At 66.8% G+C, this 24,319-nt stretch carries 21 protein-coding genes; 14 read left to right on the top strand and 7 right to left on the bottom strand.

Features of this window, described 5'->3' with window-relative positions:
- Positions 1-94: 94 nt before the first annotated feature.
- The 3 genes from J0X25_RS32500 to J0X25_RS32490 all read right to left on the bottom strand — a co-directional run bounded on the left by J0X25_RS32500 (position 95) and on the right by J0X25_RS32490 (position 4,421).
- Positions 95-976 carry a coiled-coil protein gene (locus tag J0X25_RS32500; RefSeq protein ID WP_207288037.1) on the bottom strand — a complete coding sequence of 294 codons (882 nt, stop codon included), beginning with the start codon at positions 974-976 and terminating at the stop codon, positions 95-97.
- A gap of 316 nt (positions 977-1,292) precedes the next feature.
- On the bottom strand, positions 1,293-3,218 hold the full coding sequence (locus J0X25_RS32495; RefSeq protein ID WP_207288036.1) for a glycoside hydrolase family 2 protein: 1,926 nt from the start codon (positions 3,216-3,218) through the stop codon (positions 1,293-1,295).
- 63 nt (positions 3,219-3,281) lie between these two features.
- The gene (locus J0X25_RS32490) at positions 3,282-4,421 is read right to left on the bottom strand and encodes a tubulin/FtsZ family protein (RefSeq protein ID WP_207288035.1); all 1,140 of its coding nucleotides are present in this window, start codon (positions 4,419-4,421) and stop codon (positions 3,282-3,284) included.
- A 220-nt stretch (positions 4,422-4,641) separates the two neighbouring features.
- Between J0X25_RS32490 and J0X25_RS32485 the strand changes: the two genes are divergently transcribed.
- The gene (locus J0X25_RS32485) at positions 4,642-5,067 is read left to right on the top strand and encodes a DUF5791 family protein (RefSeq protein ID WP_207288034.1); all 426 of its coding nucleotides are present in this window, start codon (positions 4,642-4,644) and stop codon (positions 5,065-5,067) included.
- 18 nt (positions 5,068-5,085) lie between these two features.
- Here J0X25_RS32485 and J0X25_RS32480 read toward each other — a convergent pair whose 3' ends face one another.
- Positions 5,086-5,313, bottom strand: coding sequence for an antitoxin VapB family protein (locus J0X25_RS32480; protein ID WP_207288033.1), 228 nt, complete (start codon positions 5,311-5,313; stop codon positions 5,086-5,088).
- A 151-nt stretch (positions 5,314-5,464) separates the two neighbouring features.
- On the opposite strand from J0X25_RS32480, the gene J0X25_RS32475 reads away from it, so the two are divergent.
- Entirely contained in the window at positions 5,465-6,367 is a 903-nt protein-coding gene (locus J0X25_RS32475) for an SDR family oxidoreductase (RefSeq protein WP_207288032.1), read from the top strand.
- A 90-nt stretch (positions 6,368-6,457) separates the two neighbouring features.
- Positions 6,458-7,645 (top strand): DHH family phosphoesterase, encoded by a 1,188-nt coding sequence (locus J0X25_RS32470; RefSeq protein WP_207288031.1) that lies wholly within the window; start codon positions 6,458-6,460, stop codon positions 7,643-7,645.
- A 462-nt stretch (positions 7,646-8,107) separates the two neighbouring features.
- Here the strand turns inward: J0X25_RS32470 and glmM are convergent, their stop codons facing one another.
- Positions 8,108-9,448: a phosphoglucosamine mutase gene (gene glmM / locus J0X25_RS32465; protein WP_207288030.1), complete on the bottom strand. Its 1,341-nt coding sequence runs from the start codon at positions 9,446-9,448 to the stop codon at positions 8,108-8,110.
- 180 nt (positions 9,449-9,628) lie between these two features.
- Between glmM and J0X25_RS32460 the strand changes: the two genes are divergently transcribed.
- The 6 genes from J0X25_RS32460 to J0X25_RS32435 all read left to right on the top strand — a co-directional run bounded on the left by J0X25_RS32460 (position 9,629) and on the right by J0X25_RS32435 (position 17,599).
- Complete coding sequence (locus tag J0X25_RS32460; RefSeq protein WP_207288029.1) at positions 9,629-9,937, top strand: transcription factor S; 309 nt, start codon at positions 9,629-9,631, stop codon at positions 9,935-9,937.
- Positions 9,938-10,036: 99 nt separating this feature from the next.
- The gene (locus J0X25_RS32455; RefSeq protein WP_207288028.1) at positions 10,037-10,348 is read left to right on the top strand and encodes a DUF7518 family protein; all 312 of its coding nucleotides are present in this window, start codon (positions 10,037-10,039) and stop codon (positions 10,346-10,348) included.
- Positions 10,349-10,429: 81 nt separating this feature from the next.
- The gene (gene smc / locus J0X25_RS32450; RefSeq protein WP_207288027.1) at positions 10,430-14,020 is read left to right on the top strand and encodes a chromosome segregation protein SMC; all 3,591 of its coding nucleotides are present in this window, start codon (positions 10,430-10,432) and stop codon (positions 14,018-14,020) included.
- On the top strand, positions 14,013-15,260 hold the full coding sequence (locus J0X25_RS32445; protein ID WP_207288026.1) for a segregation and condensation protein A: 1,248 nt from the start codon (positions 14,013-14,015) through the stop codon (positions 15,258-15,260). Before smc ends, J0X25_RS32445 begins: the two co-directional genes overlap by 8 nt.
- Positions 15,261-15,316: 56 nt before the next feature.
- Positions 15,317-15,997: a DUF8108 domain-containing protein gene (locus J0X25_RS32440; protein WP_207288025.1), complete on the top strand. Its 681-nt coding sequence runs from the start codon at positions 15,317-15,319 to the stop codon at positions 15,995-15,997.
- 144 nt (positions 15,998-16,141) lie between these two features.
- Positions 16,142-17,599 carry an MATE family efflux transporter gene (locus J0X25_RS32435; protein ID WP_207288024.1) on the top strand — a complete coding sequence of 486 codons (1,458 nt, stop codon included), beginning with the start codon at positions 16,142-16,144 and terminating at the stop codon, positions 17,597-17,599.
- A 66-nt stretch (positions 17,600-17,665) separates the two neighbouring features.
- On the opposite strand, the gene J0X25_RS32430 is transcribed toward J0X25_RS32435, so the two are convergent.
- Positions 17,666-18,127 (bottom strand): response regulator, encoded by a 462-nt coding sequence (locus J0X25_RS32430; RefSeq protein ID WP_207288023.1) that lies wholly within the window; start codon positions 18,125-18,127, stop codon positions 17,666-17,668.
- 195 nt (positions 18,128-18,322) lie between these two features.
- Positions 18,323-19,021, bottom strand: a complete 699-nt coding sequence (locus tag J0X25_RS32425; protein ID WP_207288022.1) for a phosphoribosyltransferase — start codon at positions 19,019-19,021, stop codon at positions 18,323-18,325.
- A 146-nt stretch (positions 19,022-19,167) separates the two neighbouring features.
- Here J0X25_RS32425 and J0X25_RS32420 point away from each other — a divergent pair, with 146 nt between their 5' ends.
- The 5 genes from J0X25_RS32420 (at position 19,168) to J0X25_RS32400 (ending at position 24,287) form a co-directional block, all read left to right on the top strand.
- Complete coding sequence (locus tag J0X25_RS32420) at positions 19,168-19,836, top strand: helix-turn-helix domain-containing protein (RefSeq protein WP_207288021.1); 669 nt, start codon at positions 19,168-19,170, stop codon at positions 19,834-19,836.
- A 56-nt stretch (positions 19,837-19,892) separates the two neighbouring features.
- Positions 19,893-20,243, top strand: a complete 351-nt coding sequence (locus J0X25_RS32415; RefSeq protein WP_207288020.1) for a DUF7344 domain-containing protein — start codon at positions 19,893-19,895, stop codon at positions 20,241-20,243.
- 172 nt (positions 20,244-20,415) lie between these two features.
- Positions 20,416-21,864 (top strand): phosphomethylpyrimidine synthase ThiC, encoded by a 1,449-nt coding sequence (gene thiC, locus J0X25_RS32410; protein WP_207288019.1) that lies wholly within the window; start codon positions 20,416-20,418, stop codon positions 21,862-21,864.
- 64 nt (positions 21,865-21,928) lie between these two features.
- Entirely contained in the window at positions 21,929-23,332 is a 1,404-nt protein-coding gene (locus J0X25_RS32405; protein WP_207288018.1) for an alpha/beta hydrolase family protein, read from the top strand.
- Positions 23,333-23,387: 55 nt separating this feature from the next.
- A complete protein-coding gene (locus tag J0X25_RS32400; protein WP_207288017.1) occupies positions 23,388-24,287 on the top strand; it encodes a PhzF family phenazine biosynthesis protein in 900 nt (299 codons plus the stop codon).
- Positions 24,288-24,319: the final 32 nt, after the last annotated feature.

The following is a 24,319-nucleotide window of genomic DNA, read 5'->3' as shown; positions in this document are numbered from 1 at the left end:
CGACGGCGCTACGATCGAATCGCGAGTCCAGCGGCTCGAGCGTCGAAAACGAGAGAACCGCAGCGATCGCGAATCGCAGGTAGACGAGATCGAACTAGAGCAGCCCCGTTTTCTGGAGCTTCATCAGGTCCTCGGTGTCGAGGGTTTCGCCTTCCTTGAACTTCTGATAGATTTCTTCGGCCTCCTCCTTGGCCTCCTCTTTCTTCTTGTCGCGCTCGGACTTGCGCTCCTTCTCCTCTTTCTTGTCCAGTTCGCGGAGGCGCTTCTGGACGCGCACGAAGTCCTCGTGGTGCTGGTCGGCGGCCTCCTGGGCCTCGACGAAGGACTCGTGCATCTCGTCGGCCTCGTCACGGATGTCGTCGGCCTCCCGGTAGGCCTCGATCATCTGGTTGTGGTGTTCCTGGGCCTTGTCCGCGAGCTCAGTCACCTTCTGGTGGTGCTGGGAGGCGTCCGATCGGACTTCCTCGGCTTCCTCGACGAGTTCCTCGAGGTCCTCGTTCTGCTCGAGTTTTCCCTTTCGCTCCTCGTACTCCTCGCGCTTGGACTCGATCTTCTCGATGAGCTCCTTCTCCTCCTCGCTCGAGAGGACTTCGGTCTGCTGTTTGAACTCGAGTTCCTCGATCTCTTCCTCGAGGTCCTCGAGGTCCTTCCCCTCGTCGAGTTCCATGTCGGACTTGAGCTTCTCGACCTTGTCGAACAGCTTGTTGGCCTCCGCGTTGAGCTCGTTGCGCTGCTCCTTGTGTTCCTGGACCTGCTCGTTGAGCTCGTCGCGCTTCTCGCGGTGCTCCTGGGCTTCGTCGACCTTCTCGCGCGTCTTCGCGTTCAGGTCGTCGCGCTTGGATGCGCGCTCGGAGGCCATCTGGTTGAGCTCGTTGCGCCGGTCCCGCAGTTGACCGGCCATCTTGATGAGCTGTCCTTTCGATTTGTTCTCGAGGTCGTCCTCTGTCAGTTCGATGTTCTTCGATTCGTCTACCATGTGTTAGTCAAACCTCTGTGCCATACCCGCACCGGGGGCGGCGATGGCTCGCCTCGAGACGGCTCACACCCGTCGGTAGGGTGTGGACCGTCTGTCGAAGGCGAGCGATCGTGTAAAGCGCCTGCTCACGATCTGCGAAACCTCGGTGAATAAGATTTCCTGTCATCGATCGTCGAGCGATACGCGCCCCGGTGGCGTTCTGGTAGCCGTACCTACTGGCGCCTTCAATTTAAATGTACCGGTCACCAGCACCCTGAAAACCGTTAGCAGGGACCGCCTCCTACTGTGCTGGACTGTGGCACGGGTACGCAGTCAGTTATAAACGATATTCGTTGGAGATCGTTCGATCACCGGCGTCGACGGTCAGTTCGATCCGGGAGGCGGCGGCGGGAACGTCGGCCGTTCCGGCCGCCGCCGTCGAGAGCGGCCCGACGCGGACGACCGTCTCGCCGGTCGCGTCGCCGGCAGTCCAGGCGACGGTCGCCTCGAGTGACTCGTGGGTGTCGTTACAGAGCGTGATCCCGACGCGTCCCGGCGCGGGCGGGCCGTCGAGGACGGCCTGTACGGGTTCGAAAGCGTCGGCGATCGCGCGGTAGGCCGGTTTCGCGTCGCCGTCGACGGTCAGGACCCCCGTGCCGCCGGCGGCGTCCGTATCGCGCAGCGTCGACGCCGACAGGAGGGCCGACTGGCGTCGGCGCAGCGCCTCCGCGACGACCTTCAGCGTCCGCGCCTGATAGGTCTGGGACGCGTCGACGCCGACGTCGTCCCCCAGCCGTCGCTCGAGGACTGCCCCGTCGAGACCGGAGACGTCCGCGGGATTGACCCCGCTCTCGGTCAGCGAACCCGCGCCGAACGCGGCGACGATCCGCGCCAGGTCGGGATCGCGCTCGAGGAGCCACTCGATATCGTCGGCGGCGAGGTACCGCCAGCCCGGGTAGAGCGCGGCCGCGTCGGGATCGGTCCCCGGCGGTCCGACGCTCGAAACGACCGGGCGATCCCCGGGAACGGCCTCGGCGGCCGCGTCGGTCGCCTCGCCGTCGACGTCCGTCCGCCACGTGCGGTACCGGAATCGGAGTTTCGTCATGATCCCGCTCCCGTAGAGGCCATCGGCGGCCCCGCTCGCGGCCGATTCGTCGGCGACGCCGTAGAGCGCGAGGCTCGGGTGGTGGCCGTAGGCGTCCTCGAGTGCGGCCGCGAGGTCCCGAACGCGATCGGCCGCCGGGTCGCCACCGATCCCGGTCGACGGCAGATCCTGCCAGACGAGGACGCCGGCCGCGTCGCAGGCCGCGTAGAACGACTCCGAGGGCACGTGCCCGCGGACGCGAAGGAGGTTCGCGTTCGCCGCGACGGCCCGTTCGACGTCGACGACGGGAGGGCCGCCGGATCGCCGCACGAAGCCCCGGGAGCGAACGGGGGTCCCGTTGACCAGCAGGTCGTCGCCGTCGCGGTCGACGGTCCGGAAAGCGGCCGTCGTCTCGGTCGAATCTCCACCCAGTTTCGCCTGCACGGCGTACCGGTGCCGGGGGCCGTATCCGGTCGGCCACCACAGGGCCGGTTCCCGAATCTCGATCGATTCCGTGACCGTCACCCGCTCGCCAGCGGCCGCCTCCACCGAGAGCCGTTGCATCGTGGCGCCGCCGCGAAAGCCCTCGGGGCGCACGGAGAGCGTGATCGCGTCGTCGACCGCCCTGCCCGCGTCGACCTCCATCTCGATATCGACGACGCCGCCGTCGTCGGTCAGTCGCGGCCGCGCCTCGAGGCGCCGGCAGAACGTCTGTGGTCGGCCCTCGACGTCGAGGTTTAGACCGACGCTCGAAACGTCCAGATCGACACCCGCGACGTCCGTAACGGCGGTGCCGCCAGCCGACGATGGATCGGTCGACGGATCGGCGGTCGCCTCGTCGCGGGCGGCCGAACCGGGCCGCTCGCGGACGACGATCAGTTCGTTCTCCGGTCGGGGGTCGAACGCCGCGCGAACCGGTCCGAAGCTCCCTTCGCGCGTCCGCACCCGGTCGCCGTTGAGCCAGAGTTCGGCTCGCGGGCCCGCGCCATGGAGTTTCAGGAATCCGCGCTCGTCGTCGCTCGTGCGCGGATCGCCGAACGTCGTCCGGTAGGCGATCCGGTCCGCGGGATCCGCGGCCTCGGTCCACCGGCCGCTCTCGGCGACCGGCCGCCACTCGTCGTCCGTCGGTGGACCGTCGTCAGAGCGATCGACGACGCCACCGGTCCAGTTGGCATCCATCGAGACAGTCACGGAACCCGAGTGAAAAAGCACTTCCGACGTTTCGTTCGAGACGGGTTCCTGCTAAAAGAGATTCTCGAGGCGATCGTCGGCGAACTGTTCGGCCGGATCCGACGACCGGTCCTCGCGTTCCTGAGCCTTCTTCGCTTCGCGTGCGCGTTCCATGAACTGTTGGATTCGATCGGAGCGTTCCGCGCCGCCGAGCAACACCAGCGCGCCGAGTCGATCGCTCTCGAGGGGGAAGTCCCCGCCCCGAACCTCCATGCTGCCGGTCTCGTCCTCGAGCCACCGGCGCGCGCGCTCGACGCCCTTGCGGGGGATCCGTTCGGGTTCGCCGGCGACGACCAGCAGCGCCGAATCGGCGGTCGTCGCGTCCGGGAGACTGGTCCCGGTCAGCAGGGCCTGCCGCGAGACGCTCATCGCGGTGTTGATGTTCTCGGCGCTGTCCTCGCTCGCGAGTTCGGTCGCGTAGCCCAGCGCGGCGATGCCGCCCGCCCGCAGGGTGTTGATGACCTCGCTCGAGTCGACCACGCTAGCGGCGGCTGCGCCGCCTCTCGTTCGTGACGTCTTCGACGTCACGCTACTCTCGCCGACGCCCTCGACGGCTTCGCCGGACGCGAAGAGGAGGCCGACGCGCTGAGCGATCCGCTCGTTGATCGTCTCGAATGCGCCTTCGACGCTCTCGCCCTGTTCGTGCCAGGCGTCGTTGTCGACCAGCAGCGTCGAGTCGGCCTCGCGGATGATCGTCTTCAGCGAGCGGCCCGCGTTGGCCTGGTAGAGCGTCCCCTCGTTGCGCCCCGGCAGGACGCCGAGCGCGTAGACGGGGACGTCGTAGACCCGCTGGAGGTGGTGGACGAGGACCGGCGCGCCGCCGCTGCCGGTCCCGCCGCCAAGCCCCGCGACGACGAAGACGGCCTCGGCTTTCGAGGTGACGCGGCCGTCGAGCGAGCCGAGCACCTGCTGGATGTCCGACTGCATGACTTCGGTGCCGAGTTCGTTGTCGCCGCCGACGCCGTGGCCGTTGACGCGGTCGGCGCCGATCAACTGGGTATCGACGTGCTGGAGGGAGCGGAGGTCGGGTTCGGCGGAGTTGACGGCCAGTGCGCCCTGAACGGCTCCGTAGCCCATCTCCGCGTCGAAGCGGGCGAGCCGTTCAGTGATCTTGCCACCGGCCTGACCAACACCGATCAGGGCAACTTTCATACGGGATCATGTAAGTATTCCCAGTTGAACGTTCCGGTGAACAATTGCACCGAACGGAGTGGCTCGAGCGGGCGGCGACGGGCCGTCGGCGTCCTCTCGATGGATCGCCGAGGCCGCGCCAACGGGCCATCGACGCCCTCCCAACAGGCCACCGACGCCGCACTGGCGGCCGGCACTGATAATAACAATCCCTTTCAGCGTGATGCTCGTTTTGCCGCGCATGTTCTACGAGCAACGGATGACCGTCCCGGAGTCGCCCGCCGACCTCCGCGCCGAGTACGAGGACGACCTGCGGGCCGTCGTGAACCAGCACGGCGTCGACGCGGTCGCCGAGCGGACCGACGTCGACCGCGAGACCGCCGACGCGCTCCTCGAGGGCGAGTCACCCGCCCTCACGCTCCCGGAGGCGGCCCAGATCCAGTCGCTCGAGGCGGGCGAACCCGACCCCGACGAGATGGTCACCATCGCCTGCGAACACCTCCTGCTCGGGATGTCGACCGCCGTCCTCGACGTCGACGCGCTCGAGGGCGAACTCGACCTCGACCTCGACGCCAAGGAGATCCAGCAGAAACTCGAGCAGCGCGCGCCGATGTCGTTCGAGGAGTACGTCCACCTCCAGTACGTGATCGCCGACGGCGCGCCCTAGTTCAGTACTCGTTCCAGATCACTGATCTTCATCGTCGAGCCTCGAGAGCGCACCACGGCTCAGTTCCTCGACGTCTGTTTTGACAGCCTCTTGAGTTTCGGGATCGAGTACCCCCTCGCCGGTCACGTCAGCGAGCCGTCGACCGTCAGCGAGCGTCTCCCTGATTACCTCGCTGAAGCTTCGGTCCCCCTTCTCTCGCTTCAGTTCCCGGTCGGCGTCGTCCGAGATCGCGATAATCTTGCTCATACTCGGTGTATGGGTACCCATACGCAAACCGGTATCGTCGCTCGAGTATGAGATACCATTCCTCGGCCGCGTCCGGTTCCTGATCGTCGACCCAGCGATTGATATTCGGTCAGAACGTCGAAATTATGGTCGTTCGGTCACGAGTACCGCTATGAACGTCGCAATCCTGGGCTGCGGCCACGTCGGCCTCGAGTTGGGCCGCCAACTGACCGAGCGCGGCCACGACGTCGTCGGCGTCCGGCGATCCGACGATGGTCTTGGACAGATCGAAGACGCTGGCTTCGAGGCCGTACGGGCCGACGTCACCGACCGCGAGTCGCTCGAGGCCGTCCCGGACGTCGACGCCATCGTCTTCGCGGCCAGCAGCGGCGGCCGCGGCGCCGAGGCGGCCCGCGAGGTCTACGTCGACGGGTTGCGGACGGCCATCGAGGCGTTCGGCGAGCGCGAGGGCGCGCCCGAGCGGCTGGTCTACACCTCCTCGACGGGCGTCCACGGCGACCACGACGGCGACTGGGTCGACGAGGAGACGCCGATCGAGCCGACCACGGCGAAGACCGAGGTGCTCGCCGAGGCCGAACGGATCGCGCTCGAGTCGCCACCCGAGTACGGCTTCGAGGGCACCGTCGCGCGCTACGCCGGCCTCTACGGGCCCGGCCGCTTTCGGCTGGAGCGCTACCTCGAGGGCCCCGTCACGGAGGGCTTCCTCAACATGGTCCACCGGGACGACGCTGCCGGGGCCGTCCGCTACCTCCTCGAGGAGGACCTCGCGCGCGACGAAGTGGTTCTGGTCGCCGACGACGAACCCGCTCACAAGTGGGAGTTCGCCGACTGGCTGGCCGATCAGTGTGGCGTCGAGCACCCGCCGAAGCAGACGAAAGCCGACCGGCTCGCGGACGACGACGTCTCGGGAGCGGGCAAACGCCGCATCCTGACGAGCAAACGCTGTTCGAACGAGAAACTGCGCGAACTGGGCTACGAGTTCGCGTTTCCGACCTATCGCGAGGGGTACCGAGCGGCGATCGAGGCCTACCGCGACGATTCGTCGGGGCGGTAATCGGCCGATAGCGAGCAGTACTGACAACGACCCAACCGATACCGTCACTCGAGGGGGAAATTTCTTCACGATTCGATTAGATGGTGACGTATGAGCGCCCGGGACAGCTCGATCAGCGACGCGTTCCTCGAGCCGAATGCAGCGGTCGTCGAGCCGACCCGGGACTTTTTGAACTCCCTCGACCCGTTGATACTCTCCCTGTTCGTGCTGGCGACCGTCGCCATCGTGGTCGGGGGCTGGTGGGTCGTCCGCTGGTTCCGCCGGCCACCCGGCGTGCGCCTCCAGCGGCTACTGAGCAACTACGACGAGATCGCGGTGTTGATGCACCCGAACCCGGACCCCGACGCCATGTCCTGTGCGATGGGGATCGCCAGAATCGCCGAGGCCGTCGAGACCGAGGCGACGCTACAGTATCCCGGCGAGATCCGCCACCAGGAGAACCGCGCGTTCCGGACCGTCCTCGATCTGGAGATGGAGTCCATCGAGTCGAGTTCGCAACTGGCGGCCGACGCGGTGGTGCTGGTCGACCACAACACGCCCCGGGGGTTCGCGGGCTCCCAGACCGTCGAACCGATCGCGGTCGTCGACCACCACCCCGGCAACGGCGCGGGAACGGAGTTCACCGACGTCCGCACCGACTACGGCGCCGCGTCGACCATCGTCGTCGAGTACCTGAACGAACTCGGCGCGACGATGGCCGCCGACAACGGTACCGGCCTCGAGATTTCCGAAGAACTCGCGACGGGGCTGCTCTACGGCATCCAGTCGGACACGAACCACCTGACCAACGGCTGCTCGCGGGCCGAGTTCGACGCCTGCGCCGCGCTCTTCTCGGGCATCGACCAGGACCTGCTGGATCGGGTGGCCAACCCGCAGGTCAGCGACGACGTCCTGCAGATCAAGGCGACGGCGATCACCGAGAAGCGCGTCGAGGGCCCCTTCGCGGTCTGTGACGTCGGCCAGATCTCCAACACCGACGCGATCCCGCAAGCCGCGGACGAACTGATGCACCTCGAGGGGGTCACGGCAGTCGTCGTCTACGGCCAGAACGACGGGACGATCCACCTCTCGGGGCGCTCCCGGGACGACCGGGTCCACATGGGCGAGACGCTTCGCCACGCCATCAGCGACATTCCGATGGCCAACGCGGGCGGGCACGCCCGGATGGGCGGCGGCCAGGTTTCGGTCGAACACATGAACGGGATCGGCCCCTCCGACGGGATCAGCAAGAACGAGTTCGAGGAACGGCTCTTCGCCGCGATGGCCGGCGAGCGATAACGACCGGCTGAGAACGGAGTGCTCCAGTCCGAGAAGCCGGCATGTGGTGGCGCGCGCTGTCGATCGAGTCCGAGCGAAGCGAGGAACGATCGACGACATTGCGCGAGGGATGAGCGAACGACCGGAGGGAGGGAGCGAATCGGCAGGGGAGGATGTGGAAATCCCCGTTGCCACGATAGCAAGACGGTTACTTTCGATTACTATCCCTTGTACTCCAGTTCGATAGGCGTGCGTATCGAACGCGTGTCTGTGAGAAGAGGATGAAGGAAACAAGCGTCCTACTATCGTGGCTACAGGGAATCGCCACACCCTCCCCAGCCGATTCGCTCGGGCCCTGCGCGCCCTCGCTCATCCCTCGCGTGCAGTCGAGCGACGGTTCGCCGTCGGCTCACCGCCGCTCAGCACGCGCCACCGCAGTCGTTCGACGAGGCGGTTCGAGACGGAGCGTGCGGGCGTCCGGCGTTATTCGGCGGCCGGCGCGTCGGCGCCCTCGACCGCCTCGAGGACGATCTCGCGCGCGTCTTCGAACAGTTCGTCGGCGCGGTCGTCGTCGCGGGCTTCGGCGGTGATCCGGACGACGGGTTCGGTGCCGCTGGGACGGACGAGCGTCCAGCCGCCGTCGTGTTCGATCCGGACGCCGTCGAGCGCGTCGAACTCGAGGCCGCGGTCGCGGACGGTCGCCTCGACGCGATCCATGACGGCCGGCTTGTCGTCGACTTCGATCGCCGTCCGCCGGATCGGGTACGTCTCGAGGTCGTCGACCAGCGCCCCGAGCGGGCCGTCGCGGCCGACCATGGCGGTGAGTTTGCAGGCCGCCAGCATGCCGTCGGGGCAGAGCGTCTCGTCGGGCCAGATCCACGCGCCGCTGGGCTCGCCGCCGAAGACGACGTCGGGATCGGTGGCCCGCTCGGCGACGTAGACGTCGCCGACGGCCGTCCGGGTCAGCGAGGCGCCGACGGTCGCGAGCGCGTCGTCGACCGCGAGGCTCGTGTTCAGCGGGGCCGCGACGAGGTCCCCCTCGCCCGCCGCCTCGCGGGCGAACAGCGCGAGCAGGAGGTCCTTCGGGACGAACTCCCCGCGCTCGTCGACGGCCACCATCCGGTCCCCGTCGCCGTCGTGGGCGACGCCCAGGTCCGCGTCCGTCGCGCCGACCAGTCGCTGGAGGTCCTCCAGCGTCTCCGCGTTAGGTTCGCTGGGACGACCGGGGAAGCGGCCGTCCTGCTGGGCGTTGAGCGTCCGCACCGACGCGCCGAGTTCGACCAGCGCGTCGGCGGTGACGCTGCCGGCGCCGTTGCCCACGTCGACGACGACGTCGAGGCCCTCGAGCGAGCCGACGGAGTCCCGGATCGCCGCCGCGTGGCGCTCGAGGAGGCCGTCGTGCGATCGGCCGGTGCCCAGTTCGTCCCACGACGCGAGGTCGTAGCGCTCGTTCTCGACGCGGTCCGTGATCGCCGCCCGCCGGTCGGCGTCGAACGCCTGCCCGGTGGGCGACCAGAGTTTGATCCCGTTGTCGGTCGCCGGGTTGTGCGAGGCCGTGATCACCACGCCCGCGTCGGCCTCGAGCCAGTCGACGCCGCGGGCGACCGTCGGCGTCGGCGCGACGCCGACCTCGACGACGTCCCCGCCGCACTCCCGAACCCCCGCCGAGAGCGCGTCGACCAGCATCGCGCCGCTCTCGCGAACGTCGCGCCCGATCACGACGCGTTCGTACCCCTCGGTGGCGAGCGCGCGACCGACGGACAGCGCCAGTTCGGCCGTCACCGCCTCTCCGACCGCACCCCTGATACCGCTCGTTCCGAACATACCCGACCGTAGCACGACCGAGCATATAAATACCGGAATACCCTCCGGCGTTCTGAGATGGGGCGTGGCCAAGTGGCACGGTTCGGGAACGATGAGAGCCACCCCGATGCTCGAGCGGTCGAGGCACCGGGGACGGTAAACGGGTGGCTTAAGTTACTCGGCCGCTGTAGCCCGGACAACATGGAATTCTGTGACGAGTGCGGTTCGATGATGAAAGCCGACGACGGCATCTGGGAGTGTGGCAGCTGTGGCTACACGAAACCGAAGGACGACGCGAAGGAGTACGTCGTCACCGACAGTCAGGAGGCCAGCGAGATCATCGAGTCCTCCGGCGAGACCTCGCTGCCCGAAACCGACGCCCACTGTCCCGAGTGCGGCAACGACCGCGCCCACTGGTACATGCAACAGATCCGCTCGGCCGACGAGTCCGAGACCCGGTTCTTCATCTGTACCGAGTGCGAACACAAGTGGCGCGAGGACGATAACTGATTCGGGGACGGCCGCGACTCGAGGCGCCCACTAAAACGTGCCAGAATAGTTAGTCTTGTCTGACGTACGTTTATGTGGTCTGACCGACCCCTAGTGACTATGCCGAAAAATCGCGTCGAGGAACTCGAAGCGACGGTTGCGGAACTCGAGTCGACGGTAGAGGGCCTGACGGACGAACTGATCGAGGCCAAGGAGCGCATTCGCGTCCTCGAGGCCGAACTCGATGCCGAGACGCCGACCCGCGTCCCCGACCGACGCGCCGGCGAGGACGACGGCGACGTCACCGAGGACGAGACCCGGGAAGCCGAACCCGACGAGGTGGCCGAGGCCGCGGCCGACGCCGACGCGGACGACGCGCCGGCCGGTGACGAAACAGAAGACTCAGGTACCGACGACATTATCGTCGCATAACTACGCCCCGCGGTCGTCACGACGACCGGGTGCGACCTGTCGGCGCGGTTCCCGCTGCAGGACGGAGGACTCGAGAAGAGAATGTATATCAAGGCACTCGTTCTGGACAATTTCAAGAGCTTCGGTCGCAAGACGAAGATCCCGTTCTACGAGGATTTTACCGTAATCACCGGCCCGAACGGCTCGGGCAAATCGAACATCATCGACGCCGTCCTCTTCGCGCTCGGACTGGCCCGCACCCGCGGGATCCGCGCGGAGAAGTTGACGGATCTCATCTACAACCCCGGTCACGAGGACGGCGACGCCTCCGCCGGGCCGCGGGAGGCCACCGTCGAGGTCATCCTGGACAACGCCGACGAGACCCTCACGCGGTCGCAGGTCGTCAACGCCGCCGGCAGCGACGACGTCGGCGACGTCGACGAGATCCGCATTCGCCGGCGGGTCAAGGAAACCGAGGATAACTACTACTCCTACTACTACCTGAACGACCGGTCGGTCAACCTCTCGGACATTCAGGATCTCCTCGCGCAGGCGGGCGTCACGCCCGAAGGATACAACGTCGTCATGCAAGGCGACGTCACGGAGATCATCAACATGACGCCCCACGATCGGCGGAAGATCATCGACGAGATCGCGGGCGTCGCCGAGTTCGACGCGAAGAAGGAGGACGCCTTCGAGGAACTCGAGGTCGTCGAGGAACGCATCGACGAAGCCGAGTTACGGATCGAGGAGAAGCGCGACCGACTCGACCAGCTCGCGGACGAACGGCGGGAAGCCATGCGCTACCGCCGACTGCGCCGCGAGAAGGAGGAGTACGAGGGGTACAAGAAGGCCAGCGAACTCGAGGAGAAGCGCGACGAACTCGCGAGCGCCGAGGAGGAGGCCGACGAACTCGCCGACGACCTCGAGGAACTCCAGCGGGAACTCGACGAGCGCCAGGGCGCGGTCGTCCGCTTACAGGAGGACCTCGAGGACTTAAACGCCGAGATCGAGCGCAAGGGCGAGGACGAACAGCTCCGGATCAAAAGCGAGATCGAGGAGATCAAGGGCGAGATTTCGCGCCTCGAGGACAAGATCGAGGCCAGCGAGGAGGCCATCGAAGAGGCCGAATCGAACCGCCGCGAGGCGTTCGTCCAGATCGACCGCAAGCAGGAGCAGATCGACGACCTCGAGAGCGAGATGCGCGATCACAAACTCGAGAAGGCCTCGATCAAGAGCGAGATTCAAGAGCGGGAGACCGAGCGCGACGAACTCGAGGCCGAGATCGAGGCCGTCGACACCGAGTTCGACGAACTGAAGGCCGACCTCGCCGAGCGCAAGGAAGAACTCGAGGAAGCCAAGACGGAGCGGAACGACCGCCAGCGCGAGCAGGACCGCCTGCTCGACGAGGCCCGCCGTCGATCGAACGAGATCGACGAGAAGGAGGCCACCATCGAGGAGAAACGCGAGGAGATCCCCGAGATCGAGAGCCAGCGAAGCGACCTCGAGCGGGAACTCCAGAAGGCCGAAGCGAACCGCGAGAACATCGCGGGCGTCGTCGACGACCTCAAGGGGGAGAAGCGCCGCCTCCAGTCGGACGTCGACGAGTTGGACGACGAAATTCAGGCGAAACAACAGGAGTACGCCGAACTCGAGGCCAACGCGGGCGAGAGCGGCGACTCCTCGTTCGGCCGCGCGGTGACGACGATCCTCAACGCGGGGATCGGCGGCGTCCACGGCGCCGTGGCACAACTGGGGAACGTGGCCGGCGAGTACGCCGTGGCCTGCGAGACCGCGGCGGGGGGCCGCCTCGCGAACGTGGTCGTCGACGACGACGTCGTCGGCCAGCAGTGTATCGACCACCTCAAATCGCGCAACGCGGGCCGGGCGACGTTCCTCCCGCTGACGGACATGAGCCAGCGGCGACTGCCCAACGCGCCGAGCGATCCGGGCGTCGTCGACTTCGCGTACAACCTCGTCGACTTCGACCAGGAGTACGCCGGCGTCTTCTCGTACGTGCTCGGCGACACGCTCGTCGTCGAGGACCTCGAGACCGCCCGCTCCTACATGGGCGACTACCGCATGGTGACGCTGGACGGCGACTTAGTCGAGAAGAGCGGCGCGATGACCGGCGGTTCCGGTAGCGGGTCGCGCTACTCCTTCACCGGCGGCGGCGAGGGCCAACTCGAGCGCGTCGCCAAGCAGATCACCGAACTACAGGAGGAACGCGAGTCCCTGCGGGAGGAACTCCGCGGCGTCGAGGAGCGCCTCGACGACGCCCGCGACCGGAAGACCGACGCGGCCGACGAGGTGCGCTCGATCGAGAGCGAACTCGAGAGTTTAGACGAGCGCCGCGAGTCGATCGAGGCCGAGATCGAGTCCCTCGAGGACGACCTCGAAGAACTCGAGGACGAGCGCGAATCCGTCGACGAGCGGATGACCGAAATCTCCGGCGAGATCGAGGAGAAGACGGCCGCGATCGAGGAGATCGAGGCCGACATCGAAGAACTCGAACGGGAACTCGCCGACTCGAAGATCCCCGAACTCACCGACCAGATCGAAGAACTCGAGGCCGAGATCGACGAGCGCGAGGAGAAGATCGCCGATATCGATAGCAAGCTCAACGAACTGAGCCTCGAGAAGGAGTACGCCGAGGACGCCATCGAGGACCTCCACGACGACATCGAGACGGCCCAGAACCGGACGGCCGAACACGAGGACAAGATCGAGGAGTACGAGGAAGCGATCGAGGGCAAGCGGGAGACCCTCGAGGAGAAGCGCGAGGCCGTCGAGGACCTCGAAGACGAACTCGCCGAACTCAAAGAGGAGCGCAGCGACCTCAAGGAGGAACTCTCGGACGCGCGGACGAAACGCGACCAGCAGCAGGACCGGGTCAACGCCGTCGAGAGCAAACTCGAGGAGACCCGCAGCCGCGTGAGCGACCTCGAGTGGGAGATCGAGAGCCTCGAATCGGAGGTCGGCGACTACGACCCCGAGGACGTGCCCGACCACGAGACCGTCCTCGAGATGATCGAGTACCTGCAGGCGGACATGGAGGCCATGGAGCCGGTCAACATGCTCGCGATCGACGAGTACGACGAGGTCCGCAGCGACCTCGAGGAACTCGAGGACGCGAAGGCGACGCTGGTCGAGGAAGCCGAGGGGATCCGCGACCGGATCGAACAGTACGAGACCCAGAAGAAGCAGACGTTCATGGACTCCTACGACGAGATCGCCGAGCAGTTCACCGAGATCTTCGAGAAGCTCTCGGAGGGGACCGGGACGCTCCACCTCGAGGACGAGGAAGATCCGTTCGACGGCGGGCTGACGATGAAGGCCCAGCCGGGCGACAAGCCCATTCAGCGGCTCGACGCGATGTCGGGCGGCGAGAAGTCCCTGACCGCGCTGGCCTTCATCTTCGCCATCCAGCGGCACAACCCGGCGCCGTTCTACGCCTTAGACGAGGTCGACGCCTTCCTCGACGCGGTCAACGCCGACCGCATCGGCGAGATGGTCGACGAACTCGCCGACGAGGCCCAGTTCGTCGTCGTCTCCCACCGCTCGGCGATGCTCGACCGCTCCGAGCGAGCCATCGGCGTCACGATGCAACAGGACAACGTCAGCGCCGTCACCGGGATCGACCTGAGCGACGGCGCCGATGCCAGTGGTGAGGAGGTGCCAGTGAGTGACTAGGGAGTCGCGAAGCGACTCCGAACAACCGAGCGGGGAACGAAGTGACCCGCGAGGTAGCGAGCCGCCACGCGGCTCGGAAAACGCGAGCGACAACCCCGCGAGCGAGGAGTCGCGAAGTGATCCGTCCGATGATCACGACGAGTTCTATACCGACGGCGGGAGAGACGACATCCCCCTGAACATCGCCGGCCACGAGGAGAGGGAGCCGCCGACAGGCGGCTCCGAACAGTCGAGCGGTGAGCGGAGCGAACCGCGAGACCGCGAGCGGCCGGGAGAATCGGATTCGGACTCGAACTCGAGCGATGAGGACGGATCACCCGGGGCCGCGGAGTCGATGCTCGAGTTTTCGGAAGCCGACGGAGACGAGGCCTCGAGCGGGCCGGATGCGGACGAAGAGGGAACCGAAGGCGATGCGGACGACGACGAGGAAGAGGTCGAACCCGTCGAACTGCTGGTCCAGCTCGCCGAGAACGGCGAGATCGACCCGTGGGACATCGACGTCGTACGCGTCACGGACAAGTTCCTCTCGGCGCTCGACGACGCCGACCTGCGGACCTCGGGGCGGGCGCTGTTCTACGCGAGCGTCCTCCTTCGGATGAAAAGCGACGAACTGTTCGCGACGGACGAGCCCGACGAGGAGGAACTCCCGCCGTGGGAGGCCCCCTTCGCGGACGAGGGGCCGATGGACGCCGACGACAGTGCGGGCGGCGGACACCCGCCGGGGTTCGATCCCGTCGAGAACCTCGAGGAGGAGATGGAACGGCGGCTCGAGCGCAAGCACGCCCGCGGGAAGCCCGAGACCCTCGACGAACTGGTCCGGGAACTCCGAAGCGCCGAACGCGGCTCCTGGTGGAAGGAGTCGCGCAGTTACGACACGAGCGACTCCCCGCAGGGGTACGACCGGGGCGTCCAGGAGCTGAACTACCACGCGGGCGACGACTTCCGGGTCGACGACGAACCGACCAGCGACGACGTCACGCACACGACCCACGAGGAGGACATCGAGACCGTCATCGACGACGTCGAGGGCGAACTCGAGGCCCACTACGAGAACGACCGCGAGGAGGTGCTGTACGCCGAAATCGACGAGGTCGGCGGGACGCGCGTGATGACGTATCTGGCCCTGCTCTTTCTCGCCCACCGGGGCCGAATCCGCCTCGAGCAGGACGAACTGTTCGGCGACCTCTGGGTGAAAGACGTCACGCAGGAGGCGGAGGCGAGCGAGGCGATCGCCGACTGAGTCGGGCGCTGAAACTGCCACAAACGTTTACTCGACACCGGCGAAACGGTGGATCGATGGAACGGCCCGACGACGCCGCGCTCCGGGTTCACGTCGAGACCTTCGCAGTCGTGCGGCTGCTCCTCCCGGTCGCGATCCTCGGCAGCGCGCTCCTCGGGCCGATCTTCGTCCTCGAGCCGAGCGTGGCGATGTGGTGCTCGGTGGGGCTGTTCACCGCCAGCCTGTTCGTGCTCCGGATCCTGAACGGCCTGCCGCTGTATCCGGCGCACACCTTCGGCCTCGAGTACCGGTACGAGGATCGTCCCTTCGAGGAGGGACGGCGACGCTGCGTTCGCTGCGAGACGATCACCGACGAGGGGGTTCACCGCCGATACGCCCGCCAGATCGTCGTCCTCGGCGTTCCCATTCACACGCTCGCGTGGGGCAGCAACGACTTCTGTCGCCCCTGCTTCGAGGCCGACCCGAGCGAGGGGGGCGCGGCCGACGCCGACGCGACCCGGACTGATCGGGCGGCGTCGGACCGCGACGGAGCGACGGCCGCGGCGGGGAACGCTCCCGACGCGTCCGAGACGCGACGGGAACGGGACGAACGGGGCGGCCGAGGCGACCGGCGCCCACCGACGAGCGTCGTCCGGCCGGACGACCCCGGCACCGAAATCGCCCGCCGTCTCGACCTCACCGACGAGACGACCGCGCTCGAGGTCAGACGGGCCTTCGACGGAGAAGAGGCCCGGTAGGGAACTCGGACGGAGCGGGACTCGTACGTAGCGGGGACTCAGCAACGGAACCGAAGGCGATCGGGCGCGATCGAGCCGGACGGACACGTCCGTCGATACCACACCTCACGAGTGGTCAAGTGAGTCGAACGACACTGTCGAGGTATGGTTGCGGGTCCGCAACCGGACGAGAGTTCGCTCACGGAGGGGAAACTCGTCCGGCCGATGTTCAAACTGGCGTGGCCGCTCGTGGTCATCCAGTTGCTGCAGGTCACCTACAACGTCGGCGACACCTTCTGGCTCGGCGCGCTCTCGCCCGACGCCGTCGGCGCGGTGAGCCTCGCCTTCCCGCTCCTCTTTCTCGTGATCGCTGTCGGCGGCGGCTTTACGACTGCAGGTGCAATCTTGCTCGCCCAGCACACCGGCGCCGAGAGCGGCGAGGGCGGGCTGATCGCCGGCCAGACCATCACTTTCGTCTCGCTGGTCGCGGTCGTCCTCGGCATCGTCGGCTATTTCGCGACGGATCCGATGCTGGCCGCGCTGCCCGCCGACGCCGAGACGCAGGCCGCGATCTTCCCGCTGGCCGCCGACTACCTGCGGATCTTCTTCCTCGGGGTTCCCTTCGTGTTCGGCTTCTTCGTCTTCGCCGCGCTCATGCGCGGGTACGGCAACGCCCGCGCGCCGATGCGCGTGATGGTCGTCAGCGTCCTGCTCAACCTCGTCATCGACCCGCTGTTGATCTTCGGCGTCGGGCCGCTGCCCCGCCTCGAGATCGCCGGCGCCGCCGTCGCGACCGTCGTCTCGCGGGGACTGGCGACGGTCATCGGCTTCTACCTGCTGTACTACGGCGACGTCGGCCCGGACATCCAGGCGGCCCACCTCCGGCCGCGCCTGAAGTACGTCACTAAGATCGTTCGACTGGGCGTCCCGACGGCCCTCGAGCAGTCGATGACGGCGCTGGCGCTCGTGGCGATGACGGCGATGGTCGTCACCTTCCCGCCGGCGGTCGTCGCGGCGTACGGACTGGGCAACCGGCTGATCTCGCTGGCCTTCCTGCCGGCGATGGGAATGGGCCAGGCGACGGACTCGATCGTCGGCCAGAACCTGGGCGCGGGGAACGCCGACCGGGCGGGAAAAGCGACGTGGATCGCCGCGGGCGCCATCGCGGGGATCATGGCCGCCGCGGGGCTGCTCGCCGCCCTCTTCCCGGAGCCGTTCGTCTCGGTGTTCGTCACCGCCGACGCCGCGGGGAAAGCCGAGACGATCGCCTACGGCTCGACCTACCTCCGTATCGCCGCCGTCGGGTTCGTCTTCATGGGCGCCATGCAGGTCGTGTTGGGCGCGTTCCGCGGCGCCGGCAACACGAAGACGGCGCTGGCCTTCGCCGTGCTGGGACTGTGGATCGTCCGGGTTCCGGTGACCTACTACCTACTGTTCGTCGCCGAGTGGGGGCCGATGGGAATCTGGACCGGCGTCGTCGTGGGCGATATCGTCGGCGCCGTCGCCGCCGTCGCGTGGTTCACGCGCGGGACGTGGAAGGGGTCACTGGTCGACGAGTCGAGCGACGAGGACTCGAGGGCGGAGCCAACCGAGGCGTCCGACGCCGATTCGGTCGCGGAGTAACGAGTAGTGGATCGACGAGGGCGACCGAGCGAGCGACGTCCAGAGACGACGGACACCGATCGAGGATTACGCCCCGTTCGTCGGCGGCAACCGCGCGGTTGACAACCAGAACGTTTCGAACGAGCGGAGCGTGTCGATGTACTCGTCTGCAGTTCCCGATTTGGTGATGCAGGCGTTCGCGTGGTACTCGTACGCTTCGACGACGTCTCTCTCGGCCTGTGACCCGGTCAGAACGATGACGGGGATCTGACCGAGTTCCGAGTCGTCCTTCAGTTCCATCAGCACCTCGTCGCCGCTCGTCCCGGGCAGATTCCAGTCGAGGAGGACGAGATCCGGGCGCGGCGCGTCCGGATAGTCGCCGCGTTGATAGACGAAGTCGAGGGCGTCCTCGCCCTCGGTGACGACGTGGAGCGACTCCGCGAGTCGCTCGTCGCTGAACGCTTCCTGGACGAGTCGGGCATCCCCTGGGTTGTCCTCGACCAGCAGGAGAACGGGCGCTGGTCCCGAATCAGGGGACGAATCACTCATGGCCATATTGTCTGCGCGCGTGTACATAAAACCAGTGCGGGAAATCCGTCTATTCGAAGTCTCTCAGTCGTCTGTGAATCGTGTCAATATATAGGTGTGATTTCCTAGTGGGTTCTTCGAACAGTACCGACGACCGAGCGGTGAGCGACCGCTCGCCACGACACGCCGGCGGCGACGGGCGATCCGATCGGCCGATCAGCCGTCGGCCAGTCTCCACTCGCCCGGCCCGGCCGACTCGAGGACGTCGCGTCGTTCCATCTCGTCGAGGACTTCCGGAACCCGGTCGGGTTGGGCGATCTCCATCTCGATGCGGTCGATGCCGTGGAACTCGGCGAGGTAGTGGCGGATCTCCTCCTGCGTGAACGACTCCTGGTCGGCCTGGCCCATCACGCTCGAGACGAGGTCGACCATGTCCTCGATGAAGTTCCACGGGTAGACGATCCAGGTCCACTCCGCTAAGCGTTCGCCGACGTAGTCGGGCTGATACTCGCTGGTTCCGAGCAGTTGCAGCGTCGCGGTGCGGACCTCGCCGGCGTCGCGGTCCGTGACGTACTCGTACGCGCGCTCGATGGAACCGCCGGTGTCGGCGATATCGTCGATGATGAGGACGTCCTTCCCCTCGACGCTGCCCTCGGGCATGGGGTAGCGAACCGAGGGCTCGCCGCTCTTCTCCGCGGTTCCGACGTAGTGTTCCATCTTCAGGCTCGTCAGGTCGTCCAGCCCGAGGAAGTCACAGAGACACCGGCCCGCGAACCAGCCGCCGCGGGCGAGTGCGACGACGACGTCGGGTTCGAAATCGTCGTCGCGGACCTGATCACTGACGTCGCGACACAGGCCGTAGATGTACTCCCAGGTAGTGATCGTGCAGTCGAAGTCGTCCGGTAGATCGGACATCTGGTGGCACCTACTCGGTGGCAGGGCGGCGACCCCCATAAGTCAGGTTATCTCCCCTCGGCTATCGCCGTGGGCTCGAGCGTGGGACTCCACTCCTACCGACGTAACGATTAACATTCAAGCCGGCGACGACGGAACACCGTGATATGAGCGTCATTCTGGAGTTTACCATCGCCGCCGAGAACTTTCGGCTCGGTCGGGTCCTGTCGGGGCTGTCCGAGATGGAGTTCGAACTCGAGCGGATCGTGCCGACGGGCCACATGGTGATGCCGTTCGTCTGGGTGACTGGGAAGAACCACGCGGCGTTCGAGGAGCACGTCCGGACCGATCCGGCGGTGAAGGAACTGCTCGTGCTAGACGATCTCGACGGCAGCGGGCTCTACCGGATCGAGTGGAACGACTCGCCGACCGACCTCATCGAGGCCATCGCCGCGGCCGAAGCGAGTATCCTCCAGGCTCGCGGGAACGACGACTGGGTGTTCCGACTTCGATTTAACGACCACGATGCGCTCTCCCGGTTCCACGACGACGTGCTCGAACGAGAGATGCCCATTCACGTCGACCGAACGTACACGTTGTCGGAGGCGCCCGACCGCGGCCACCGTTTCGACCTCACGCCCGAGCAGCGAGAGGCGCTCCTGCTGGCACTCCGGCAGGGGTACTTCGCGACGCCGCGGGAGGGGAGCCTCGAGGAGCTGACAGACGAACTCGGAATCACCCGACAGGCGCTGTCGAATCGCCTCCGTCGGGCCAACGAGAAAGTCCTCCGGGGGGCGTTACTCGCTTCGGATACCGACGTCGACGACACTCCATAAAAAGGGATTGACGCGTCAACGACACCGCGTTTCCCTGCTAGCGTTGAACTGGGAATGTGACTGGTTCGTTTCCATCTGACGACGAGGGTACGTCCAGCGAGCGGGTCGACGCACTATTCGAGGCGCTCGCCGACGAACACCGCCGTCAGGTGCTCTGGTATTTTCAGACGACCGATACGGACGTCGCGTCGGTCGAAGCGCTCGTCGACTACGCGCTCGAGCGGGAGAACACACCTCCATCGCGCGAGCGACTCGTCCGGCTGTTCCACCACAGTACGCTGCCCAAGTTGGCCGCGATGGATTTCGTCGGGTACGATGTCCACAGCCAAACGGTGAACTACCGCGGATCCCCGGCACTGGAACGGATACTCACCGTCGCCACCGAAACGGACCTGGTCGCCGAGTAGCGCGGTTCTCGCGGGACCGCTTCCAACGACAGCCGTTCTCCTCCACGCAGCCCGCCGTTTCCGTCCAAAATTCGGTTCGGCTGACCCGCTCTAGCGCGTCCAGCGAACGCTCTTCGGCTCGCTTCCGAGCAGCGCCAGACATATATAATGCGGTAGTACAACCTAGTTATCGATGGCGCGAACACAGATCGAGGCCGCCCGCGAGGGGACGGTCACCGACGCGATGGAGCGAGTCGCCGAACGCGAGAACCGCGACCCGGAGTTCGTCCGGGCGCAGGTCGCCGAGGGGCAAGCCGTCATCCCGGCGAATGCGAACCACGACGCGCTCGATCCGATGATCATCGGCCGGGAGTTCGCGACGAAGGTCAACGCGAACATCGGCAACAGCGAGGAGACCAGCGACCGCGAGACCGAACTCGAGAAGCACCACACTGCGGTCCACTACGGGGCGGACACCGTGATGGACCTCGGGACGGGCGCGAATCTCGACGCGATTCGCGAGACGCACGTCGAGCACTCGCCGGTACCGATCGGGACGGTACCGCTGTACGAGGCCGTCAAACGGGCGGGCAGTCCCGAGGACGTGACGAAAGGGTTGCTGCTCGAGGTGATCGAAAAGCAGGCGAGACAGGGCGTCGACTACATGACGATCCACGCGGGAATTCTCGCCGAGCACCTGCCGCTGACCGACGGCCGGAAGACGGGGATCGTCTCGCGGGGCGGGTCGATCATGGCCTCGTGGATGGAAGCCCACGGCGAACAGAACCCGCTCTTTCAGGTCTACGACGAGCTCTGCGGGATCTTCGCCAAATACGACGTGACGTTCAGCCTCGGGGACAGCCTCCGACCCGGCTGTCTGGCCGACGCCTGCGACGAGGCCCAGTACGCCGAGCTGGATACGCTGGGGGAACTCACTCGCCGCGCCTGGGAGCACGACGTGCAGGTGATGGTCGAGGGGCCGGGCCACGTCCCGATGCACAGGGTCGCCGAGAACGTCGAGCGCCAGCAGGCGGTCTGCGACGGCGCGCCGTTCTACGTCCTCGGGCCGCTGGTGACCGACGTCGCGCCCGGCTACGACCACATCACCAGCGCCATCGGCGCCGCGATGGCCGCCCAGGCCGGCGCCGCGATGCTGTGTTACGTCACGCCGAAAGAGCACCTCGGGCTCCCCGAGGAGGAGGACGTCCGCGACGGCCTCGCGGCGTACCGAATCGCCGCCCACGCGGGCGACGTGGCGAACGACCGTCCCGGCGCCCGCGACTGGGACGACGCCCTCTCGGAAGCCCGCTACGCGTTCGACTGGCGCGAGCAGTTCCGCCTCGCGCTGGACCCCGACCGCGCCCGCGAGTTCCACGATCAGACCCTCCCCGGCGACAACTACAAGGAAGCCCGCTTCTGCTCGATGTGCGGCGCCGAGTTCTGTTCGATGCGGATCGATCAAGAAGCGCGAAGAGACGGCGAGATGGAAACGCTCGACGACGACCGGGACGGCGGGACCGACCTCGAGTCCTCGCCGGCCGCGGAAGTCAACCGCCCGCCAGTCGGCACGCACGAGTCGGGGGATCTACCGTCGGTCGACGACGAGAACGACTACCCGGTCGAGCGGGCGGACGACGATTGACGGATCGGTCACGAGCGGAGAGTAACAGTATTTATTACCTTCCTGTCATGAATCTAAATCGATAATGACAGCTCTCGACCGGCGACAGCTACTGGCGGCGATATCGACGACGACGGCCGCCGCGCTGGCCGGCTGTTCCGACGCGTTAGACGGCGAGTCCGAACTCGACGGAAACGAGACCGATCCGTCCGAAGACGGGACGGACTCGGCGCCGGACACGCCCGCGGAACTCGCGACGGCGTTCGCCGAGAAACTGGCGGCGGAACGGTTCGAAGCGGCGAGCGAACTGACGTCGGTACCGCACGTCGGTTCGATCCCCGCGGGGAATCTCGAGCAGTTCTGGATGGGATACACGTCCGCCCACGGCGCGTTCGAGGAACTCACGGGCGTCGAGGAGACCGACGACCTCGATACCAGACAGGCCAGGACGTTCGGCGACGCCACGGTCTTCCGCATCGGGCTCGCGTTCGAAAACGGTCAGGACGGACTGCTGGCCGGGATCGACGTCGACGTCACGGCGGTGGACTTCGCCGGCGAGTACGAACGGCCGTCGTACGTCGATCCCGACGCGTTTACGGCGGAATCGGTGCCCGTTTCGGGCGAGGGCTGTCACCTCGAGGGGACCGCCGCGGTCCCGACGGAGCCGGCCGCGGGCGACGACGTGCCGGGCGTCGTTCTCGTCCACGGCTCGGGCGCGGCCGACGAGAACTACGACAACGGCGGAACGCAGCTGTTTCGGGATCTGGCGGAAGGGCTCGCGAGTCGCGGGATCGCCGTGCTCCGGTACGATAAACGGACCTACCGGTGTAACGTCGATTTCGCCGACCACACGCTCGATCGGGTCACGGTCGACGACGCGCTGGTCGCGATCGACGAACTCCGCGGGGTCGACGGCGTCGACGCGGACCGCATCGCCGTCGTCGGCCACAGTATGGGCGGAATGGCCGCGCCCCGAATCGCAGACCGCGACGGCGACCTCGCCGGCGCCGTCTCGCTGGCCGGAAACGCGAGACCGATGATCGACCTCGTCCCCGACCAGTTGGAGTACCAGTCGAACCTCGGCGAGCACGAGTGGGAGCAACTGGATCGGCGTGTCGAGCAAATTCGAACGCAAGTCGAACGCGTTCGCAACGGCGAGTACGAAGCCGGCGAACTCGTCGCGATGTACCCCGGCGCGCTCTGGCAGAGCCTCGAGGAGTACGATCCCTTCGAAACGGCCCGAACGACCGACGTCCCGCTGTGTTTCCTCCAGGGTAGTCGCGACTACCAGGTGACCCTCGAGAACGACTTCGAGCTGTGGCGCGAGGAACTCGGGGATCGGTCGGCCACGGCCTTCGAATCGTACGACGGGATCAACCACCTGTTCATGCCGGGTCGGCGCCCGTCCAATCCCAACGAGTACAGGGCGCGCAACAACGTCGCGGAAGCGGTGATCGACGACCTCGCCGACTGGATCGACGGGCGCTGACGATCGGTTGGCCGACGACGGAGGATTGATACGCCGCTCGGCCCACCGCAATCGTATGCAGACGATTCGGATCCTGCAGGTCGACGCGTTCACCGACGAGCCGATGGCCGGAAATCCGGCCGGCGTCGTGCCGGACGCGGGCGGCCTCTCGGCCGACCAGATGCAGCGGATCGCCGCCGAGATGGCGGTCAGCGAGACGGCCTTCCTTCGCTCGAGCGACACCGCCGATCGGCGGGTTCGATACTTCACCCCCACGCAGGAGGTCGATCTCTGCGGCCACGCGACGATCGGGTCGTTCGCCCACCTCCACGACGAGGGGCTCGAGGCGGGGACGACCACGCTCGAGACGAACGTCGGAACGCTCGAGATCGACGTCGACGAGGACGGCACCGTCTGGATAACCCAGGACGCCCCGCAGGTCCGCGAGGTCGACGTCGGCTACGACCGCGTCGCCGAGGCGCTGGGCGTGGAGAGCGCCGCCCTCGAGGGAGCGAGCGCGGACATTCCGCTCGCGGTGTCCTCGACGGGACTGCCGTTTCTGATCGTGCCGATCACGTATCTCTCGGACCTCGGGGACGCCCGACCGGACATGCGCGCGATCGAGGAACTGACCGACGAGGTCGACGCCGCGGGCGTCTACCTCTTTACCTTCGACGCGCTCGACCGGGAGTCGACCCTCCACGGGCGGATGTTCGCGCCGGGTGCGGGCGTCCCGGAAGACCCAGTGACGGGCACCGCGAGCGGTGCCGTCGGCGCCTACCTCGATCGGTTCGGCGCGTTCGACGACGACCTCCCCGACGAACTCCGCCTCGAGCAGGGCCACTACGTCGACCGGCCCGGACTGGTCCGCGTTCGCGTCGGGGAGGACGTCCGGGTCGGCGGTCGCGGCGTGACCGTCCTCGACGGCTCGCTGACCGTTCCCGAGGACGACGACGACGAGATTCTCGAGGCCTGAGTCGGCCTCCTAGCGGTCACGCGGCGGAAGCA

The organism is Haloterrigena alkaliphila (assembly GCF_017352155.2).
Taxonomy (GTDB): Archaea; Halobacteriota; Halobacteria; order Halobacteriales; family Natrialbaceae; genus Haloterrigena; species Haloterrigena alkaliphila.
The sequence above is the reverse complement of the archived record's forward strand: the minus strand, read 5'-3'. Positions and strand labels throughout refer to the sequence as shown.

Coding starts and splice junctions, on each gene's coding strand:
- J0X25_RS32500 (WP_207288037.1), bottom strand. CDS start 976: ATGGTAGACGAATCGAAGAACATCGAACTGACAGAGGACGACCTCGAG.
- J0X25_RS32495 (WP_207288036.1), bottom strand. CDS start 3,218: ATGGATGCCAACTGGACCGGTGGCGTCGTCGATCGCTCTGACGACGGT.
- J0X25_RS32490 (WP_207288035.1), bottom strand. CDS start 4,421: ATGAAAGTTGCCCTGATCGGTGTTGGTCAGGCCGGTGGCAAGATCACT.
- J0X25_RS32485 (WP_207288034.1), top strand. CDS start 4,642: ATGTTCTACGAGCAACGGATGACCGTCCCGGAGTCGCCCGCCGACCTC.
- J0X25_RS32480 (WP_207288033.1), bottom strand. CDS start 5,313: ATGAGCAAGATTATCGCGATCTCGGACGACGCCGACCGGGAACTGAAG.
- J0X25_RS32475 (WP_207288032.1), top strand. CDS start 5,465: ATGAACGTCGCAATCCTGGGCTGCGGCCACGTCGGCCTCGAGTTGGGC.
- J0X25_RS32470 (WP_207288031.1), top strand. CDS start 6,458: ATGAGCGCCCGGGACAGCTCGATCAGCGACGCGTTCCTCGAGCCGAAT.
- glmM (WP_207288030.1), bottom strand. CDS start 9,448: ATGTTCGGAACGAGCGGTATCAGGGGTGCGGTCGGAGAGGCGGTGACG.
- J0X25_RS32460 (WP_207288029.1), top strand. CDS start 9,629: ATGGAATTCTGTGACGAGTGCGGTTCGATGATGAAAGCCGACGACGGC.
- J0X25_RS32455 (WP_207288028.1), top strand. CDS start 10,037: ATGCCGAAAAATCGCGTCGAGGAACTCGAAGCGACGGTTGCGGAACTC.
- smc (WP_207288027.1), top strand. CDS start 10,430: ATGTATATCAAGGCACTCGTTCTGGACAATTTCAAGAGCTTCGGTCGC.
- J0X25_RS32440 (WP_207288025.1), top strand. CDS start 15,317: ATGGAACGGCCCGACGACGCCGCGCTCCGGGTTCACGTCGAGACCTTC.
- J0X25_RS32435 (WP_207288024.1), top strand. CDS start 16,142: ATGGTTGCGGGTCCGCAACCGGACGAGAGTTCGCTCACGGAGGGGAAA.
- J0X25_RS32430 (WP_207288023.1), bottom strand. CDS start 18,127: ATGAGTGATTCGTCCCCTGATTCGGGACCAGCGCCCGTTCTCCTGCTG.
- J0X25_RS32425 (WP_207288022.1), bottom strand. CDS start 19,021: ATGTCCGATCTACCGGACGACTTCGACTGCACGATCACTACCTGGGAG.
- J0X25_RS32420 (WP_207288021.1), top strand. CDS start 19,168: ATGAGCGTCATTCTGGAGTTTACCATCGCCGCCGAGAACTTTCGGCTC.
- thiC (WP_207288019.1), top strand. CDS start 20,416: ATGGCGCGAACACAGATCGAGGCCGCCCGCGAGGGGACGGTCACCGAC.
- J0X25_RS32405 (WP_207288018.1), top strand. CDS start 21,929: ATGACAGCTCTCGACCGGCGACAGCTACTGGCGGCGATATCGACGACG.
- J0X25_RS32400 (WP_207288017.1), top strand. CDS start 23,388: ATGCAGACGATTCGGATCCTGCAGGTCGACGCGTTCACCGACGAGCCG.